14 protein-coding genes are annotated in these 18,097 nt (G+C 63.0%); 3 read left to right on the top strand and 11 right to left on the bottom strand.

Annotation, left to right across the window (positions count from 1 at the left end; genetic code table 11):
* Positions 1-111: 111 nt before the first annotated feature.
* The 7 genes from ACREB4_RS16050 to ACREB4_RS16020 all read right to left on the bottom strand — a co-directional run bounded on the left by ACREB4_RS16050 (position 112) and on the right by ACREB4_RS16020 (position 10,054).
* Positions 112-693, bottom strand: a complete 582-nt coding sequence (locus ACREB4_RS16050) for a hypothetical protein (protein ID WP_431589238.1) — start codon at positions 691-693, stop codon at positions 112-114.
* Complete coding sequence (locus ACREB4_RS16045; RefSeq protein ID WP_431589237.1) at positions 680-1,672, bottom strand: hypothetical protein; 993 nt, start codon at positions 1,670-1,672, stop codon at positions 680-682. Before ACREB4_RS16045 ends, ACREB4_RS16050 begins: the two co-directional genes overlap by 14 nt.
* Entirely contained in the window at positions 1,669-4,557 is a 2,889-nt protein-coding gene (locus tag ACREB4_RS16040) for a type VI secretion system Vgr family protein (RefSeq protein ID WP_431589236.1), read from the bottom strand. Before ACREB4_RS16040 ends, ACREB4_RS16045 begins: the two co-directional genes overlap by 4 nt.
* Before the next feature lie 87 nt (positions 4,558-4,644).
* Positions 4,645-5,643 carry an AEC family transporter gene (locus ACREB4_RS16035; protein WP_431589235.1) on the bottom strand — a complete coding sequence of 333 codons (999 nt, stop codon included), beginning with the start codon at positions 5,641-5,643 and terminating at the stop codon, positions 4,645-4,647.
* Positions 5,644-5,655: 12 nt separating this feature from the next.
* Positions 5,656-6,279: a sulfite oxidase heme-binding subunit YedZ gene (locus ACREB4_RS16030; protein ID WP_431589234.1), complete on the bottom strand. Its 624-nt coding sequence runs from the start codon at positions 6,277-6,279 to the stop codon at positions 5,656-5,658.
* Positions 6,279-7,307 carry a protein-methionine-sulfoxide reductase catalytic subunit MsrP gene (msrP, locus tag ACREB4_RS16025; RefSeq protein WP_431589233.1) on the bottom strand — a complete coding sequence of 343 codons (1,029 nt, stop codon included), beginning with the start codon at positions 7,305-7,307 and terminating at the stop codon, positions 6,279-6,281. Before msrP ends, ACREB4_RS16030 begins: the two co-directional genes overlap by 1 nt.
* Positions 7,308-7,417: 110 nt before the next feature.
* A complete protein-coding gene (locus tag ACREB4_RS16020) occupies positions 7,418-10,054 on the bottom strand; it encodes a DNA topoisomerase III (RefSeq protein WP_431589232.1) in 2,637 nt (878 codons plus the stop codon).
* Positions 10,055-10,125: 71 nt separating this feature from the next.
* Here ACREB4_RS16020 and ACREB4_RS16015 point away from each other — a divergent pair, with 71 nt between their 5' ends.
* Genes ACREB4_RS16015 through ACREB4_RS16005 form a run of 3 tightly spaced genes read left to right on the top strand, consistent with a single transcriptional unit; the run spans position 10,126 to position 12,267 of the window.
* Entirely contained in the window at positions 10,126-10,629 is a 504-nt protein-coding gene (locus ACREB4_RS16015; protein ID WP_431589231.1) for an SET domain-containing protein, read from the top strand.
* 11 nt (positions 10,630-10,640) lie between these two features.
* Positions 10,641-11,531, top strand: a complete 891-nt coding sequence (locus ACREB4_RS16010) for a biotin--[acetyl-CoA-carboxylase] ligase (protein WP_431589230.1) — start codon at positions 10,641-10,643, stop codon at positions 11,529-11,531.
* Between the two features lie 7 nt (positions 11,532-11,538).
* Positions 11,539-12,267, top strand: a complete 729-nt coding sequence (locus ACREB4_RS16005; protein WP_431589229.1) for an SPOR domain-containing protein — start codon at positions 11,539-11,541, stop codon at positions 12,265-12,267.
* Here the strand turns inward: ACREB4_RS16005 and ACREB4_RS16000 are convergent.
* The 4 genes from ACREB4_RS16000 to ACREB4_RS15985 all read right to left on the bottom strand — a co-directional run.
* Positions 12,234-14,120, bottom strand: a complete 1,887-nt coding sequence (locus ACREB4_RS16000; protein ID WP_431589228.1) for a S8 family serine peptidase — start codon at positions 14,118-14,120, stop codon at positions 12,234-12,236. The two genes, ACREB4_RS16005 and ACREB4_RS16000, sit on opposite strands and share 34 nt — an antisense overlap.
* A gap of 152 nt (positions 14,121-14,272) precedes the next feature.
* Positions 14,273-15,271, bottom strand: coding sequence for a type I glyceraldehyde-3-phosphate dehydrogenase (gap, locus tag ACREB4_RS15995; protein ID WP_431589227.1), 999 nt, complete (start codon positions 15,269-15,271; stop codon positions 14,273-14,275).
* Positions 15,272-15,328: 57 nt separating this feature from the next.
* Positions 15,329-17,377, bottom strand: a complete 2,049-nt coding sequence (tkt, locus tag ACREB4_RS15990) for a transketolase (protein WP_431589226.1) — start codon at positions 17,375-17,377, stop codon at positions 15,329-15,331.
* 151 nt (positions 17,378-17,528) lie between these two features.
* A partial coding sequence (locus tag ACREB4_RS15985) for a hypothetical protein (protein ID WP_431589225.1) occupies positions 17,529-18,097 on the bottom strand: 569 nt, incomplete at its 5' end.

Raw genomic sequence — 18,097 nt, 5'->3', positions numbered from 1 at the left:
CGGCAACTGCGAATAACAGGACCATGGTCTTCCGATTCATTTGCGCCCCCACGGAACATCAACGCATACAGGTTTGATCGCTCTCGGGTGTTTCATGGCATTGCAATCATCCTACGGCAGAAATTTCTTTTTTACGCCTTGCTCGCCCCGAATGTCATCGTACTCCCCCACCAGTTCGCCGTTCTCTACAGAAAAAGCATCCAAAATACGTGCGCCATCAAGTGCAATACTCACAGAATCAAGACAACTTTCAAGCACATACTTTGAAAGCTTTTTGACCCTCGGTTTCAAGACGTCAAATATAATCAAATCAACTTCTCTGCCCGCCCCACACTGACCAGTTGAGCCAACCTTACTTTTCCTTGCCAAGGTTAAAGCAATTATTCCATTTTTGAGATACGGCTGCTTTTCAAGCGGGAGCAATCTTACCCACATGGCGGAATCAACTAAAACTGGACTCTGATGAACGGGGACATCATCAATTACCTGACGCACCCCCTTATAAATCAAGGTTGTTCGCGCATTTTTTTTATCAAACCTTAAAACATAACGATGCCCATCGCATTCAATCCGCGATACTTGATATCTTCCTTGTTCAAGGGGTGCGGACCCATCATGGCCGTCTACACAAGCATACACAGACGCACTTAATTGCCAAGCAAGCAATAGTTGGAATAGTTTATTTATTCGCATTTTGCACATGCTCCGCGTAACAACGTCCTGTGTAAACGGCGGTCGACCCCTTGCCGCCTTGAAGATCTGCAAGGGAAAGCCCCTTATTTTTGGCGTCAACCCCATTCCACCCTTTGTTCGATTGCGTGGGGTCGCAAATAACGTTAACGTTCACCACCCAAGTTTTGGATGTTTCGGACCACACGTGATAATGGTGATTCGCCCCATTGTAGAAAACCAAAGTCTCGGTATCGATCTGATCTTCCGTGCCTCCGGGATGTGATGAAAAATATCGCTCGGACTTCTTTCGAAGGTCTTTTACGAACGATGTCACCACATGCTTGACATGCGCCTTCCAATTCCAGACTTGTTCATAGGTCGGTTCTGGATTGGTGATTTGCCCCAAACCATACCCATTATCAAAAGACACCAAGGGCATGTCGTCACTGTAAAAATGTCGAAATTTACTTTCTTGTTGAAATATTTTTTTTGAAATCGCAATTTCCTTCTTGAAATCCTCCAGATAAGTATCCAGTTCTGTCCGAACTTTCTCTTCTCCAGGATTTTTTCCCAAGATGATGACTCTTCTCAAAAACGTCAGGTTCCCGGCCTTTACTGTGACCGTCAGCACCCCGCCAACCGCCACGCCCAAATCGGCTTTCCACTTCTTTTCGTTTGATGTAAATTTGCCTTGCTTTGTGTATAGCTTGCTTTTCTTGGCCTTGAATCTTTTTTTACCATGTGCTTGAGGACAAGCTTCTGCAGTCCAGCGGATATCCCAGGACCACTCATATGGCCCCTCCACATCTGAGGTGAATTCAAAGATCACCTCCGGAAAAACAGCATCAGCATTGATGAAATGAGTCGAGCAACTTGACGGTTGAATCCAAGACCCAACATTGGCATCTACCTCACATTTGAGCAAGGTACCAGGGTCCTTGTTGGTGCTGCCCGCCTTTTTTGCCACAGCGACAGGTTTGTTTTTGTTCTTCGCGCTCATGGCTCATCCCCCACATGCACAGAGCTTCCAATGTTTAAAATCTCGACTGAAAAAGTGCATGGCTGGTCGGTGACTATTTTTTCTGCAAAGCCGTTTTCATCGGTCAGGCCCTCGAATACCTCGCCGTTCGACGCTTTGATGCGGTAAGGGGTATGTCCTAGCGGAATTTCTGTGCCGACCACAACCAGTCGAATCTGTTCGTCATAAAGGCCCACCCTTGTATCGGGCATGGCTGGCATCTGTACCGGACGATTTCCTCCCCCACTCCAATCATGGCTCGCCCCCTTCACCGTGAACTTCCCCGGCATGGTGAACGTGATGTCCCCACCCTTGATCACGATCTGGCTCTGCCCCGCCGTCAAGGTGATGCTGTCCTTGGCCTGGATGCGCACTTCATCCGTGGTGCTCTGCACCGTGATGTCCTGATCCGCCCAGATCTGCTGCCCGTCGGTGTGCGCACGCACACTCAGCGGCCCGTTCGCGGTGATGCCTTTGATGCCGCCGCGGTGCGTGTACAGGCTGGTGGTCTCACCGCTCACGCTGCTCAGCGTGTGGGCGCTGCTCAGGTGCGCATCGCCCGGCAGGCTCAAGCTGGTGTCCTGCCCGCTGAACAGGCTGATGCTGGCCGGCGTCACGAAGCTGGCGGTGACCGGCGTGTCCAGGTGGATGATGGGCACGTCAAAGCGCTCCACCGCATCGCCCAATGCCCGACCTTGGGCTTTTTGCGCCGCCTGCCCGCCCACCGCCTGGGCGTACTTGCCCTTGGCCTGGGGGTCGATGGCGTCGGTGTGATGCTGCACCGCTTGCCCGGCATCGTGGCTGCTCAAGCCGTGTGCGCCTTGCTGGCGCGCGCTCTGGCTCAGGGTGTTGCCCAGTTGCCGTGCGGCCTTGAGTTGGCCCACGGCCTCGGCCGCGTCCATCTGCGTGCTGTGGACGCTGGCACCACGTCGTGCCCGCGCCGTGGTGCTCAGCAGCAGACCGCCGCCTGCGCGGACCACCGCCCAGCCGTCGGTGTGACCATAAAAGCCTTCGCCCAGCCAGGCGCCACGGTGGGCATGGCCTGAACCGCCCTGCCCACTTTGGCCGATCATGCGGCCCAGCGTCAGTTCGCTCCAGCCGGTGGCCGCACCATGCGAGGCCAGGCGCATCCGCAGCTGACCCGTGGCATCGTCCAGCAGCCATTGGTTGGCGCCTTGCCGATCCAACTGCTGGTGGTGCCAGCCCGACACCGTGCCAGGGTGGTTGCTGCCGGCATCGACGCCCGCCGGCCAGGGCAGGTCGTGCTGGCCGTTGTGCAATTGGCCCACGACGATGGGTCGGTCGATGTCGCCATCGATGAAATCGACCAGCACCTCGGTGCCCACGCGGGGCGTGAACACCGCCCCCCAATTGGCCCCGGCCATGGACTTGGCCACGCGCACCCAGGTGCCACTGCCATCGTGGCCCGGTGCGTGCCCTGTGTCCTGTCCGGCCGGGGTGGCTGGGCCCACCTGGCCACCCGCCAGGGGCGACGCGCCACGCTGCCAGCCGAACTGGACCCGCACGCGGCCATCGCGGTCGGTGGTCAAAGCTTCCTCAGGGGCTGCCATGACGATGGCCGTCTGCAAGCCGGGTGCGGTGGGCTTGTGCGCCGGCAGAGGCGCCAAGCGGGCCGAGGCCGGTGCCGCCGTGAAGCGGTTGCGGTAGCTGCCCTGCGCCAGGTCGGTGGACTGGAGGATCTGCGCCGCTTCGGCACCCAGGTTGTTGGCCGCTTCATGGGTCACGCTCAGCACGCAGAACTGCTGGTCGGCGCTGCCCATGCCAGCGTACAGGCTGTGCTCGGTGATCCGGAAATTGGCCGATGCCTGCAAGGCACGCACGGCGCTTTGACCCTGGGTGCGGTGGTGCGACAACTCATGGGCGGCCATCAAGGCGCTGGCACGGGCATCGGCCACGGCAGTGCTGGCGGCCTGAGCCGCGCTCACCCGGCCATCGGCGTGTCGGCGTTCACCGTGCCCCCGGTAGTGTTCCAAAGCCGGCACCGCGGCTGGGATGCTCACCGCCCGAGCCTGCGAGGACACGCCCGCCAATTGGCGTTCATCCCAGCCGGCCAGCGTGACCGCGTTGGTCCCCACGCGCTGCCCCACGCTCCAGGCCGTGATGGTGTCTTCCACCAGGCCCTGGCCCAGACCGAGGAATCCGCCAGACCGCACATCGGGCCGGCTGAAACGCAAGGCGCCCAGATCAGGCCGCGGGGCTTGCTGGTCCGACACAACCAGGGTGTGTTCTGTGGGTCCCTGCTCGACACGCCAGCTCCAGCCTTCCTCGGCCATCAGGCGGCAGGCGAAGGCCCAATCGGTTTCACGGTACTGCGTCGTCAGGGCCCGCACCGGGCCAGGCGACGCCAACTCGAAACGCACCTTCGCTTGCGGGTAGGCCTTGAAGACCGTGTCAGTGATGCCTTGGGCGGTCTGGTCCTGGAAGATGCGCGCATCGCGCCGGTGCGTGAGCCAGTGCGTCCAGGCGGCCAGGGTCAGGCGGTAGCGGGCCAAGCCGCCATCGGCGCCCAGCTGGGCGGCACCCACGGCGTGCGCCTGCCAGGTGCGCCAGCTGCCATCGGCCAACTGCAGGCGCAGGCTCACGCGCTCACCGGTCAAGGCCTTCAATTCCAGGTAGGCGGAAGTGCTGAGGCAATCGACCTCGGCCCACAGAGGCTCGTCGGCGTGCACGGCCTCGGTGATCGCCATGCGCTCGACCACCAGGGTGGCCGAAGGCAGCGTGGTTTCGATTTGCACCAGTCGGGTGTGCTGGCCGATGGTCAAGGCTGCCCGCAGCCGGGAGATGAGTTCGCCGCCCAATGCTGGCAGCGACGTCAAAGCTCCGCCGCTGATCGGAGGGAGGATCATGGGTTTCCCTGAATTTTTTCTAATGGAACGACAGGCCGGAATCATCCAATAAAACCTGGCGCATCCCTGCCCCGCTCTTGGGGGGAATTAGAAATGAATTGTTTCAAGTCGCCCACCGAGCACACTCGCCCAGGCGCTCAGGCTCAGCAAGGCGCAGGCCGTGGTCCACAAAATGATGCGGGCCACCAAGGCGGTGTTGGCGCCTTCGCGTTCGGCCAGCATCGACACATTGCTGGCCGAGGGCAAGGCCGCTGCCAAGGTGACCGTCAGCAAACCAGCCGGCGGCAAAGGCACCCCAGCTTTCATCAGCCCCCAACCCGCGGCGCACACCAGCAGGGGGTGCAGCAGCAACTTTATGGACACGGGCACCCAAACCGAGGAGCCGCCACCTGACCGGGCCAGGCCCTGCACCTGGGCCCGCGCCAGGATGGCCCCCAGGGTGAACAAAGCCGTGGGCGTGGCGGCCAGGCTCAGCAACCGCACGGTTTCGTCCACAGCGCGAGGCAAGGTCCAACCCCGCCAGGACACCAGCATGCCCAGGGCCATGGACCACAGCAGAGGATTGCGCAAGGCGCCCTTGAGTGAGGCCTGGGCCGCATGCCAGGCCTCGGCCGGGTCATCACCCGGGGCCTCGTTCGCGGGGTGCGAGTGGGCCCAGGCCAGGCAAAGCGAACTCAGCACCAGCACATCGACGATCAAGGTGGCCGCGATGGGCCCGGCCGCTTGAGGCCCGAGCAGACCGGTCAGCAAGGGCAAGCCCAGAAAACCGGTGTTGGGAAATCCCGTGGCCAAGGCCGCCAGGCCGCTGTCACGCCGGACCAGGCCAAGCCGGACACCCCACAGCAAAGCCAAGGTGGTGACCAGCGCGCCTGCCAATCCATACGCGAGCAGCAGGCCCAGCAGACCGCCCTGGTGCAGCGCCCCACTGGCGCCCAGGCGAAACAGCATGGCGGTCAAGCCAAAGAACAACACAAAGCTGTTCATGGCCGCGATGCCTTCCAGCGGCAGCACGCGGGCTCGGGCCGCGCCCCAACCCATCAGGACCAGGGCAAAGAAAGGCACGAACAGCCACAGCAGCTCAAGCATGTCTGGCCGGGTTCAGCGCACCTGCCAAAGGCTGGTGAGGCCACGGCGCATGACACGCCATCCCAGCAGCACGGCCAGGATCAGGGCGTACAACCAGACCTCGTTGAGGTCGTGCTTGATGGACTTCTTCCAGTAGAAATGCAGCAGGCCCAGCAACGCCACCGCATACACCAGCTTGTGCAGCGACTGCCAGCGCTTGGCGCCCATGGCCTTGATGGCGCGGTTGAACGAGGTCAGCGCCAACGGCGTCATCAGGATCAAGCCCAGCATGCCGACCAGGATGAAATTGCGTTTGAGCACATCGCGCAGGATGTCGTCGAACACCAGGCCTTTGTCCAGCCAGGCGTAGCTCAGGAAATGCAGCAGGGCATAGACGAAGGCCGTCACCCCCAGCGCGCGCCGGTACCGCAGCAAAGCGGGCAGAGACGCCAATTCGCGCAAGGGCGAGACGGCCAGGGTGATGCACAACCAGCGCAAGGCCCAAATGCCGGTTTCATGGATCACTTTCTCGGCGGGGTTGGCCCCCAGTCGATTCTGCACACCGGCCAGCACCAGCAGCCCCAAGGGCAAGGCGCAGAGCAGCCACACCAGGGGCTTGACCCAAGGCTTCATCAGCCACTGGTTGAGGGCCTTCATCAGTAGTTTTTCTTCAGGTCCATGCCCGCGTACAACTGGCCCACCTGGGCTTCATAGCCATTGAACATCAGGGTGGGTTTGCGCGGCGTGAACAGGCCGCCGTCGCCGATGCGGCGCTCGCTGGCCTGGCTCCAGCGCGGATGGTCCACCTTGGGATTCACATTCGAATAGAAGCCATATTCCGAGGCATTGGCCTTTTCCCAGGATGACCTGGGCTGCTTCTCGACCAGGCGGATCTTGACGATGGATTTGGCGCTCTTGAAACCGTATTTCCACGGCACGACCAGCCGCAGCGGTGCGCCATTCTGGTTGGGCAGCACCTCGCCGTACAGGCCGAAGGCCATCAGGGTCAGCGGGTGCATGGCCTCATCCAGTCGCAGGCCTTCGACATAGGGCCAATCGAGCACACTGGAGCGAACGCCGGGCATCTGCGCCGGGTCGGCCAGCGAGACGAACTCGACGTACTTGGCACGGCTGTTGGGCTCGGCACGCTTGATGATGTTGGCGAGCGAATAGCCCACCCAGGGGATCACCATGGACCAACCTTCGACGCAGCGAAGGCGGTAAATGCGCTCTTCCATGGGCGCCAGCTTGAGCAGGTCGTCCAGCCCCAGCTTTTGCGGCTTGCCCACCTCGCCTTCGATGCTGATGGCCCAGGGCCGGGGCTTCAGGGTGTGGGCGGCCTGGGCCGGGTCCGATTTGTCGGTGCCGAACTCGTAGAAATTGTTGTAGCCGCTCACGTCCTCGTAGGGGGTGAGCTTGTCCGCCACCACGGCGCCGGACACCGCGCTGCGGGCACCCGGCAGGGCGGTCAGTTTGCCGGGCCGTTTGACCACATTGGCGCTTTGCGCCTGCGCCTCGCCACCCGCCCAGGCGCTCAGGGTGACGCCCGCGGCGCCGGCCGCCATGGCGCGCAGCACTTCACGCCGCTGCGCGTAGACCTGCTGCGGCGTGATCTCGCTGGGCACGGAGTGGCTCAAACCGCTGTCGGGATGGGCAGGGGAACGGGACGTTCGGATGAAGGACATGGCGGGCTCCGGTTCACGCAAGAACAAATCAGACCCTGATTGGTCGAGGCAGGTTCCAGAACCTTACACCGACCCCGGCCTTCGTGCAGGCCAAGGCCGGGTGGCACCGATCAGGCCGCCTTCTTGGCCGCGGCTTTCTTGGCCGCCGGCACGCGGGGTGCACGGGGTTCGAACTCGAAACCCACCTTGCCCGCCTTGGGGTCCCAGCTCAAGAAGGCCTTGAACTTGCGCCGCGTCTTGTTCGACACGAAGTTCTCCAGCAGATCGGTCTTGCCCGTGGCCAGCAGCTTGCCCATCTGCTCAGGCGCCACCGGCTGCTGCAAGATGATCTTGCCGCTCTTGAAGTCGCAGGTGGCGGCGCCCGTGGCGTTCTCGCAGATGTAGTTGCTGCCGAACTCGAAGACCCGGCCCTTGCATTTCGGACAATGGCCCAGCGACTGGTAACCGGTGAAGTCGACCGCTTCGCCGCCGCCCTCTTCCTTCTTGGCATCGTCGCCGAAGTCGAACTCCATCTTCCAGTTGTTGATCTCTTCGTCGCGGCTCAGCTTGAGTTCGGCCGTGAAGGGCCAACCGGCCTTGGAGCGGAAACCTTCCAGCGGCCCCACCTTGTGGTCGCGCAACAGTTGCTCGACTTCGGGCAATTCGAAACTGCGACCGGCCGGGCTTTTGCTGATCGAAAAACCGCAACCCGTGGCCTCGGTGCCTTCCGCCACGGAAGCCTTGCCGATGCAGGTGAAGCGCCGGTAGTTTTCCTTCACCGTGCCACCGCAGTTGGGGCAAGGCGTGGCCATGGTGGCGTAATCGCCGGGGATGGTGTCGCGGTCGTATTCCTTGGCCTTCTGCACGATGCGCTGGGTCATCTGCGCGATCTCGCCCATGAAGGCCTCGCGGCTCAACAGGCCCTTTTCCATCTCGGACAGCTTGAACTCCCAATTGCCGGTGAGCTCGGGCTTGGTCAGGTCTTCCACGCCCAGGCCGCGCAGCAGCGTGGTCAGCTGGAAAGCCTTGGCCGTGGGAATCAGCTCGCGGCCTTCACGGATCATGTACTTCTCCATGATCAGCCCTTCGATGATGGACGAGCGCGTGGCGGGCGTGCCCAGGCCTTTTTCTTGCATCGCGGCCTTGAACTCTTCGTCGTCGATCAGCTTGCCGGCGCCTTCCATGGCGCTCAGCAGCGTGGCTTCCGAGTAGCGCGCGGGCGGCTTGGTCTTGAGCGCGTTCACCACCACGTCTTCATTGGTGACGGACTCGTTGGGCTGCACGGCCACCAGGGTGGCGTCGTCATCCTGGGCTTCCTTGCCATAGACGGCCAGCCAGCCTGGCTTGACCAGCACCTTGCCATTGGTCTGGAAGTGATGCTCCTTGCCCGCCGCCGGCACCTTGGTGATGCGCGTGGTGACCATGAACTCGGCCGGCGGGTAGAACACCGCCAGGAAGCGCTTGACGACCATGTCATAGAGCTTGGCCTCGATGTCGGTCAGGCTGCGCGGGGCCTGCAGCGTGGGGATGATGGCGAAGTGGTCCGACACCTTGGTGTTGTCGAACACGCGCTTGACGGGCTTCACATAGCCTTCTTTCAAGGCCTTGCCGGCATGCTGGGCCAGTTCACGCAGCGGGCCGGGCAGGTCTTCGCTGGCGATCATCTGCATCGTCTGCTTGACCACGTCCACATAGTCTTCCGGCAGCGCGCGCGAATCGGTCCGGGGGTAGGTCAGCACCTTGTGCTTTTCGTACAGGGCCTGGGCCAGCGACAGCGTGGTCTTGGCGCTGAAGCCGAAGCGCGAATTGGCTTCGCGTTGCAGTGTGGTCAGGTCGTAGAGCAGCGGGCTGGACTGGTTGCTGGGTTTGGCTTCCTCGGTGACCGAACCGGTCTTGCCACGCACCGCGTCGGCAATCGCCTGCGCCTCATCGGCGGACCAGACCCGGTCGGCCTTCAGTTCAGCCTCGGCCGAACCTTCAGCCGCCGCCTTGTCCTTCTTGAAAGCAGGATCGAACCACTTGCCGTCGTAACTGCCAGCCGAAGCGCCGAAGCTGCCGCGGATTTCCCAGTAGTCGCGGAACACGTGCTTGCGGATCTTTTCCTCGCGCTCGACCACGATCGACAAGGTCGGCGTCTGCACGCGCCCCACGGTCGTCAGAAAGAACCCGCCATCGCGCGAGTTGAAGGCCGTCATGGCCCGCGTGCCGTTGATGCCCACCAGCCAGTCGGCCTCGGAACGGCATCGCGCGGCGTCGGCCAGCGGCTGCATCTGCTCATCGGAGCGCAGTTTGTCGAAACCGTCGCGGATGGCCTGCGGCGTCATGCTCTGCAGCCACAGGCGCTGCACGCCCTTGCCCAGGCCCTTGGCCTTGAGTGTGGCGGTGCTCTCCTGCGCGTACTGCGCGATCAGGCGGAAAATCAGTTCACCCTCGCGCCCCGCGTCACAGGCGTTGATCAGGTTGGTGACGTCCTTGCGCTTGATCAGCTTGACCAGGGTGTTGAGCCGGCCCTTGCTTTTGTCGATCGGGTTGAGGTCGAAGTGCGGCGGGATGACCGGCAGGTTGGCGAAGCTCCACTTGCCGCGTTTGACGTCGAACTCGTCCGGCGCCTTGATCTCGACCAGGTGGCCGACGGCCGAGCTCACCACGTAGTTGGCGCTCTCGAAGTAGTCGTCGTGCTTGTCGAACTTGCCATCGACGGGCGTCAGGGCCCGGACGATGTCCTGTGCGACGGAAGGTTTCTCAGCGATGACCAGGGCTTTGCTCATGGTTTGAATTTGTTATCCAACTAAAATCAGCTCTTACGCGTGCGCACGCACACGCGCGCCCACTCATTTCAATGTACCCAAAGTTGTCGATGACGCAAGCACTTCCCAAAATATCCGCGTCAGGCCGGCGCATTCAGGTCCGCCAGTCCGGCATCCACGGCCGTGGGGTTTTCGCCATCCAGCCCATCGAGGCCGGCAGCACCGTCATCGAGTACAAGGGCGAGATCATCACCTGGGAGACGGCCCTCGACCGCCACCCCCACGACCCCGATCAACCCAACCACACCTTTTACTTTCACCTCGACGACGGCCACGTCATCGACGGGAAGTATCAGGGCAACTCGGCGCGCTGGATCAACCATTCCTGCGCGCCCAACGTCGAAGCCGAACAAGACGGCAACCGGGTTTTCCTCAAAGCCCTGCGCGACATCGCCCCAGGTGAAGAGTTGTTCTTCGACTACGGCCTGGTGATCGATGCCCGCCTGACGGCCGCCCTGAAGCGCGAATACGCCTGCTGGTGCGGCGCCAAGCAGTGCCGGGGCACCATGCTGGCCGCCAAGACCCGCAAACGCTGAGCGGCCGGGCCATGATCGACCTGAACACCGCCGCCGAGCAGATCTGGCTGGCCACCCAGGCCGATTGCCCGGACATCAGCCTGGAGGTCCTGCCCGAGACCGATTCCACCAACACACAGTTGCTGGCGCGAGGCCGGGCCGGGGACACCGCACCCATGCTGCTGGCCGCGCACCACCAGACGGCCGGGCGCGGCCGCCATGGGCGCCAATGGATCGCCCGAGCCGGCGACAGCCTGACCTTCTCGCTGGGCCTGCCGCTGGACCTGGACCAGGTACCGGGCGGCGGCAGCGCCCTGTCCCTGGCCGTGGGCCTGGCCATCGCCGAAGCGCTGGACGTCGGCCTGGCCAGCCTGCAAGGCCCCGCCAGCGCCCCCATCACCCTCAAATGGCCCAACGACCTGTGGTGGCAACAGCGCAAGCTGGGCGGCATCCTGATCGAAGCCACCCCGGCACCCGGCCTTTCGGCCGGGCAACGCTGGGTGGTGATCGGGGTGGGCATCAACCTGCGGCCGCAACACGCCCCGGAAGCGCCCAGCCTGGAACACACCTGCTTGCAGGACATCAGCCCAGTGCCGCTCACGGCCGGCCAGGTCTGGACGTGGATCGCCCCGTCCTTGCTGCGCGCCGTGCTGCGCTTCGCCACCGAAGGCTTCGCCCCCTTGCAGGCCGCCTATGCCCAGCGCGACGCCCTGGCGGGCCAGGAAGTCAACCTGTGGCAAGGCGCCGCCCACAACGCACTGTTGCGTGGCGCCCCCACCGACACCGGCCGGGCCTACAGCGTCGACAAGCAGGGCGCCCTGCTCGTGCATACTGACGCCGGCTTGCAACGCTGGACCACCGGCGACGTGAGCGTGCGCCTGGCGGCCCCATCATCACCGCCATCCCCGACACTCCCTGCCTGACACCCACATGCTGCGTTCCCTGGTCCTGGTGCTGTTGCTGGCCAACGCGGGCTTCTATGCCTGGCGCCACGGGTGGCTGAATGAGTTCGTCGGCGCCTCACCCGACACCCAGCGCGAGCCTCAACGCCTGAAGCAACAGGTCAATGCGAATCAGTTGACCGTGGTGGAACCGCCCAGCGCCCCAGTGGCGCCCAGTTCACCGAGCCCGGCGGCCAGCGACGCTGCCACCGAAGCCCCTGCACCCGCTTCTTCGGCCACCGCCGCCGTCAATGCAGGCCGCACGATCTGCGTGGAAGCCGGCCCCTTCACAGTTGCCGAGCAAACCCAGGTCGAGGCCACCCTCAAACCCGTGCTGGGCGCCAGTGCCTGGAGCACCGAGACCGTGGCGGTACCCGGCCAGTGGATGGCCTACATGGGCCCCTACGTCGATGCGGACATGCTGGCGCGCAAGCTGAACGAACTGCGCCGCATCAAGGGCCTGTCCTTTGAAGAGATCCACTCACCGGCCAGCCTCTCACCCGGCTTGTCCCTGGGGCGCTATGGCAGCCTCGACGAGGCCAATGCCGCGCTGAACTCGCTGAAGCTGCGGGGCATCCGAACCGCCCGTGTCGTCACCGTGCGGCAGGCCATGGAAGTGCAGGTGGTGCGGGTGGCCCAGGCCGACGTCAACACCCAGGTCGCCCTGTCGGCGGTCAAACTGCCTCAGGGCAAGGGCTTCGCGGCCTGCCGGCTTTGAGCCGGGCGCCGCAAGCCGAACGACGCCAGCGCAGTCAGGCTGAGCAGGCCCAGGAGCTCGGGCCAGTCAAGGGCACCGCCACCACCGCCGCCTGAGGGGCGGGCAGCGGCCTCCCGCGCGGGCACGAAATAAGTGCTGGGCGAGGTGTAGGCGCCGGGGCCGTTGAACGAGCCAGCGTGCCCCGCAGCCCAATCAATGGCGGCCGCGGCATCCAGGATGCCCGAACCGCAGGTTGAGGTGGTGCAATAACACTGGCTGCGGTTGCCAGCACTGCAGTTGCCCAGCGGAAGGCTGCTGGCCGGAACACCGGTCACATTGGCCGAAGTCACGTGCGCGCGTGAAGAAGCCTTGATGCCCTGGATCAGCTCATCGACGGTCAGTTGCGGATTGACCGCCAGCATCATGGCCGCGACCCCCGCCGCCTGAGGCGTGGCGAAGCTGGTGCCGGCCATGGCCCGGGCGCCGTACGCAGAAGTGCCGTCATACGAAGGCACCACCACGCCATCGTCGATCAATTGATGAGGGTCGACGTGCGTGTTGACATCCCCCCCGGCCACCGCGATGCCGCTGGCGATCAAATTGGCATAGCCCGCCTTGTAGCCGCGCGCATTCAGGGCCGTCACGGCCAGCACGCTGCTGCAATTGGCCGGGCTGGTGGGCACCGCCTCACCCGTCGAGCCATCGCCATTGCCCGCCGAGGCGACCACCAGCACGCCCTGCGTCTTGAGGGTGGCCACCGTCTGGGCATAGATCCACCCCGGATCGCTCGTTGGCGCGGCCAGGGAACAGTTCCCGTCCCCGCCAAAACTCAGGCTGACGACCCTGGCCGTGGGATGCGGATTGACGGTCGAGGCAGGGCCGCCTTGGTAGGGCACATTGGCCGACCACAACATGCCCTCGATGATGCTGCTCACCTCGGCGCCACATTTGCCAGCCACGCGAACAGGCAGGATGACCTCGGACCCGGTGGCGCCCCGCAACGGCGCCAGCATGCCGGCCTGGTCGTTGATGATGCCGCCCAGGGTGCCCGCGACTTCCAGCCCGTGCCACGAACTGGCCGTGACCTTGTTTTCACAGCCCGCGGCAGTGGTGAACACCTCAGGGTGGTTTTGGAGGTCGCTGGCCGTGATGCCATCGCCAGGGTCGGTCGGGTCGGGGTCCACGCCGTCGCCATCGTTGGACATGAGCGTGCGGTACACGAAGTCGTAGCCGGCCAGGTAGCGTCCCTGCAGGCTGGGGTGAGGTCTGATGCCCGTGTCCAGCACCGCCACCACCACCGGGTTCAGCGACCGGCCGTCCGTCAACTTGGCCCAGGCCGGCTCGATGTTGGCCAGCCCCGGCAAGCCCGTGGTCGTCACCGAGCCCAGCCAGCTTTGGGAGGGCGTGGTCGGCAAGGAACTGGGGCTGGAGACATAGGCCTGCTTGGTGAGGATCTCGTTCACCACCACCCATTCAACGTCCGGGTCGAGCCGCAGGCGCTCGGCCTGGGCATTGGCCTCCGCCCAGGGCATGATCTGCCCCGAGTGGATCACATTGGCGGCAAACGCCGTCGGTCGCTGTACCAGGAAGGACACCCGCCTGCGCCGGGCGGCATCGGCCATCCGAGCACGTTGCCGGGACATGCCGTCGCTGGGAACGGCGGCCGCCTTCAAGCGCACCACCGAGGGTGGCTTGGCTTCCTTGAGCTTGACGATCAGGCCCAACGCCATCCTGGGCGCAGCTTCGGGCGCTTGCTCGGCCCAGGCCGATCCTGCCGACAGCACAGACACCACCCAAGCACACCACAAGGCCTTGACCACCTGCCCCATCGAGAAAACTCGCCGCCCGCAGGCCTGCCCTCGCCAGATCACCACACACCACTCCGGAATGCAAAGAGCGCTGATTATGAAATAGCGCTCACCCACAATGTGCAAACCAGGCCGCGCGGACACATTTGGGCACAACAAAGAAACCGTTCGACCATGAAAAAAGCCCCCGAGGGGGCTTTTGAGGACAGCTCCAAGGGTCACTTGGCGATGACGCGGGCCATCTCGATGACCTTGTTCGAATAACCCCACTCGTTGTCGTACCAGGACACGACCTTCACGAAGGTCTTGTCCAGGGCGATGCCGGCTTCGGCGTCGAACACCGAGGTGCAGGGTTCACCGCGGAAGTCGGTGGCTACCACCTTGTCTTCGGTGTAACCCAGCACGCCCTTCAGGGCGCCTTGCGACTGGGCCTTCATTTCGGCACAGATTTCTTCGTAGGTGGCGTCTTTGTTCAGCTCGACGGTCAGGTCGACCACCGACACGTCGGACGTGGGCACGCGGAAGGCCATGCCGGTCAGCTTCTTGTTCAGTTCGGGGATCACCACGCCCACGGCCTTGGCAGCACCGGTCGACGAGGGAATGATGTTTTCCAGGATGCCACGGCCGCCGCGCCAGTCTTTGTTCGACGGGCCGTCCACGGTCTTTTGCGTGGCGGTGGCCGCGTGCACGGTGGTCATCAGGCCGCGCTTGATGCCCCATTTGTCGTTCAGCACCTTGGCGATCGGGGCCAGGCAGTTGGTGGTGCACGACGCGTTGGAAATGATCGCTTCGCCCTTGTAGGACTGGTGGTTCACACCGTAAACGAACATGGGCGTGTCGTCCTTCGACGGGGCCGACAGGATGACCTTCTTGGCGCCGGCCTTCAGGTGGGCTTCGGCGGTTTCCTTGGTCAGGAACAGGCCGGTCGATTCGACGACGATGTCGGCGCCGACTTCGTCCCACTTCAGCTCGGCGGGGTTCTTGACGGCGGTCAGGCGGATGGGCTTGCCATTGACGACCAGGGTGTTGCCATCGACCGAGACTTCGCCCTTGAAGCGGCCATGCACCGAGTCGTACTTGAGCATGTAAGCCAGGTAGTCGGGCTCGAGCAGGTCATTGATGCCGACGATTTCGACGTCGTTGAAGTTTTGCACGGCGGCACGGAACACCATGCGTCCGATGCGGCCGAAGCCGTTGATGCCAATCTTGATAGCCATGATGTGAGTCCTCAGAGAGATTTAAACAAAGACTGAAAATCGATCAATAAGTTCAGTTCAACGACGGCGGCCCAGGGCCACCTTCACGGTGTCCACCACGTTTTGCGTGGTGAAACCAAAATGCTTGAACAGCACGCCTGCCGGGGCGGACTCACCGAAGGTGTCGATGCCCACCACGGCCGCGCAGCCGTATTTCCACCAGAAGTCCGTCACGCCGGCCTCGACCGCGATGCGCGGCAGGTTGGCGGGCAGCACGCTCTGCTTGTAGGCCAGGCTCTGGCGGTCGAAGACCGTGGTCGAGGGCATGGACACCACGCGCACCGCGATGCCTTCGATGGCCAGCTGCGTTTGCGCGTGCAGGGCGAGCTGCACTTCGGACCCCGTCGCGATGATCACGGCTTGGGGCTTTTTCTTCAACCCCACTTCTGAGGGTTCGGCCAACACGTACGCGCCTTGCGTGATGACATCCGCGTCCGTCTTGGGCGAATAGGGCAGGTTCTGGCGCGACAGCAGCAGCGCCGACGGGCGGTGCTTGTTGGCCAGGGCCATGGTCCAGGCCACGGCGGTTTCGGTGGTATCGGCCGGGCGCCAAACGTCCAGGCCGGGGATCAGGCGCAAGCTGGCGGCGTGTTCCACCGACTGGTGGGTGGGGCCGTCTTCGCCCAGGCCGATCGAGTCGTGCGTGAACACGTGCACCACGCGCAGCTTCATCAGCGCGGCCATGCGGATGGCGTTGCGGCTGTAGTCGCTGAAGGTCAGGAAGGTGCCGCCGTAGGGGATGTAGCCGCCGTGCAGCGCCACGCCGTTCATGATCGCGGCCATGCCGAACTCGCGCACACCGTAGTTGATGTGGCGGCCGATCTGCCCGGTTTCGGTGGTGGCCACCTTGCCATCGGCGTCCACGCGGAAAGCGGGGGTGCTCTTGGTGTTGGTCAGGTTCGAGCCGGTCAGGTCTGCGCTGCCGCCCAGCATTTCAGGCAAGGCCGCGGTGAAGAATTCCAGCGCAATCTGACTGGCTTTGCGGCTGGCCACGGTCTCGGCCTTGTCGTGCGCGGCGGCCACGGATTCCACGGCGATCTCGGCGAAGTTCTCGGGCAGGTCACCGGCCATGCGGCGGGTGAACTCGGCGGCGAGTTCAGGGAAGGCTTTTTCGTAAGCGGCGAAGCGTTCGTCCCACTCGCTCACAAGTTTGTCGCCGGAGGCTTTGGCATCCCAATCGGCGTAGGCCGTGGTGGGCACCACGAAAGGCTCGTGCAGCCAACCGATGGTGTCGCGGGTCAGCTTGATCTCGTCGGCACCCAGCGGTTCGCCGTGGGCCTTGGCCGTGTTGGCGCGGTTGGGCGAGCCCTTGCCGATGTGCGTCTTGCAGACGATCAGCGTGGGTTTGTCGGTGTTCAGCTTGGCCTTGACGATGGCTTCGTCGACGGCATCGACGTCGTGGCCATCGACCGGGCCGATCACGTTCCAGCCGCAGGCTTCGAAACGCTTGGGCGTGTTGTCGATGAACCAGGGGGCGACCTGACCGTCGATCGAGATGCCGTTGTCGTCGTACAGGGCGATCAGCTTGTTCAGCTTCCAGGCACCGGCCAAGGCCACGGCTTCGTGGCTGATGCCTTCCATCAGGCAACCGTCGCCCAGAAAGGCGTAGGTGTGGTGGTCGACGATGGTGTGGCCGCCCTGGTTGAACTCGGTGGCCAGCAGCTTCTCTGCCAGGGCCATGCCCACGGCGTTGGTGATGCCTTGGCCCAGGGGGCCGGTGGTGGTTTCAATGCCGGGGGTGATGCCGACCTCGGGATGGCCCGGGGTCTTGCTGTGCATCTGGCGGAAGTTCTTCAGCTCGTCCAGCGGCAGGTCGTAGCCGGTCAAGTGCAGCAGTGCGTAAATGAGCATCGACGCATGGCCGTTGGACAGCACGAAACGATCGCGGTCGGGCCAGTGCGGCTGCGTGGGGTTGTGGCGCAGGTGACGGCCCCACAAGGCCACCGCCATGTCGGCCATGCCCATGGGCGCGCCGGGGTGGCCGGAGTTGGCTTGCTGGACGGCGTCCATCGCAAGGGCACGGATGGCGTTGGCCATGGCGGTGGGGGACTTGGGGGTGGTGGACATGGGTGGAAGTGGGATGATGGAATGGGGCGAAGAAGCCGGATTTTAACCGCTCACTTAACCGCTCACGCCCCAGGCAAAAGTAATGCCCCGGACCACACCCCCTGCAGCTGTATCAACACTTGGTTTGCGAGGCAGCGACTACCCATGCACCTCACGGAACCAGTGACAGTGAGGGCGGCATCGGCGATACGGCCGCCCTCTGTTCTACTAAGATCTTCATGGATGGGCTCTGCAAAAAGCCCCAGATCGCGTGCGACTGTTTTTCGGTGGCCGCCAATCTGTTCAATTCGAACACCACAGCTTTGAAATCCGCAGGGTCTCGGCGCGAGAAGTCCTCCAAAAAATCCAGCGCTTCTTTTTCTTTTTTACTCAAAACAAGATAAGCAATATATTTTGAAATGGTTTGATATTGGGGAACCCCTCTGAGGACGAAATCGGCCACCTGCAACTTCTCTTCCACAAAAGCATCGTTGAGGGCAATTACATTGAGCCACATGGAGTTTGCGTGAAATTGAAATACAGAGGACGTTTGAATCTGAGCCAGATCCATCAGCGATGATTTATTTTTGCCATGAAAAAAATTGTACATGCGCTGATAATCACATGCGATTAAAAAAAGGCCAATAAATCCAAAAACCAGCGCTGAAGTTAATGCGATCTTTAATGGCCTTCCTACACCCACCGATACAATAGGGTAGCCAGCAAGTCCCGCCATCATGA

This window comes from Aquabacterium sp., from assembly GCF_050725395.1.
Taxonomy (GTDB): domain Bacteria; phylum Pseudomonadota; class Gammaproteobacteria; order Burkholderiales; family Burkholderiaceae_C; genus Aquabacterium.
The sequence above is the reverse complement of the archived record's forward strand: the minus strand, read 5'-3'. Positions and strand labels throughout refer to the sequence as shown.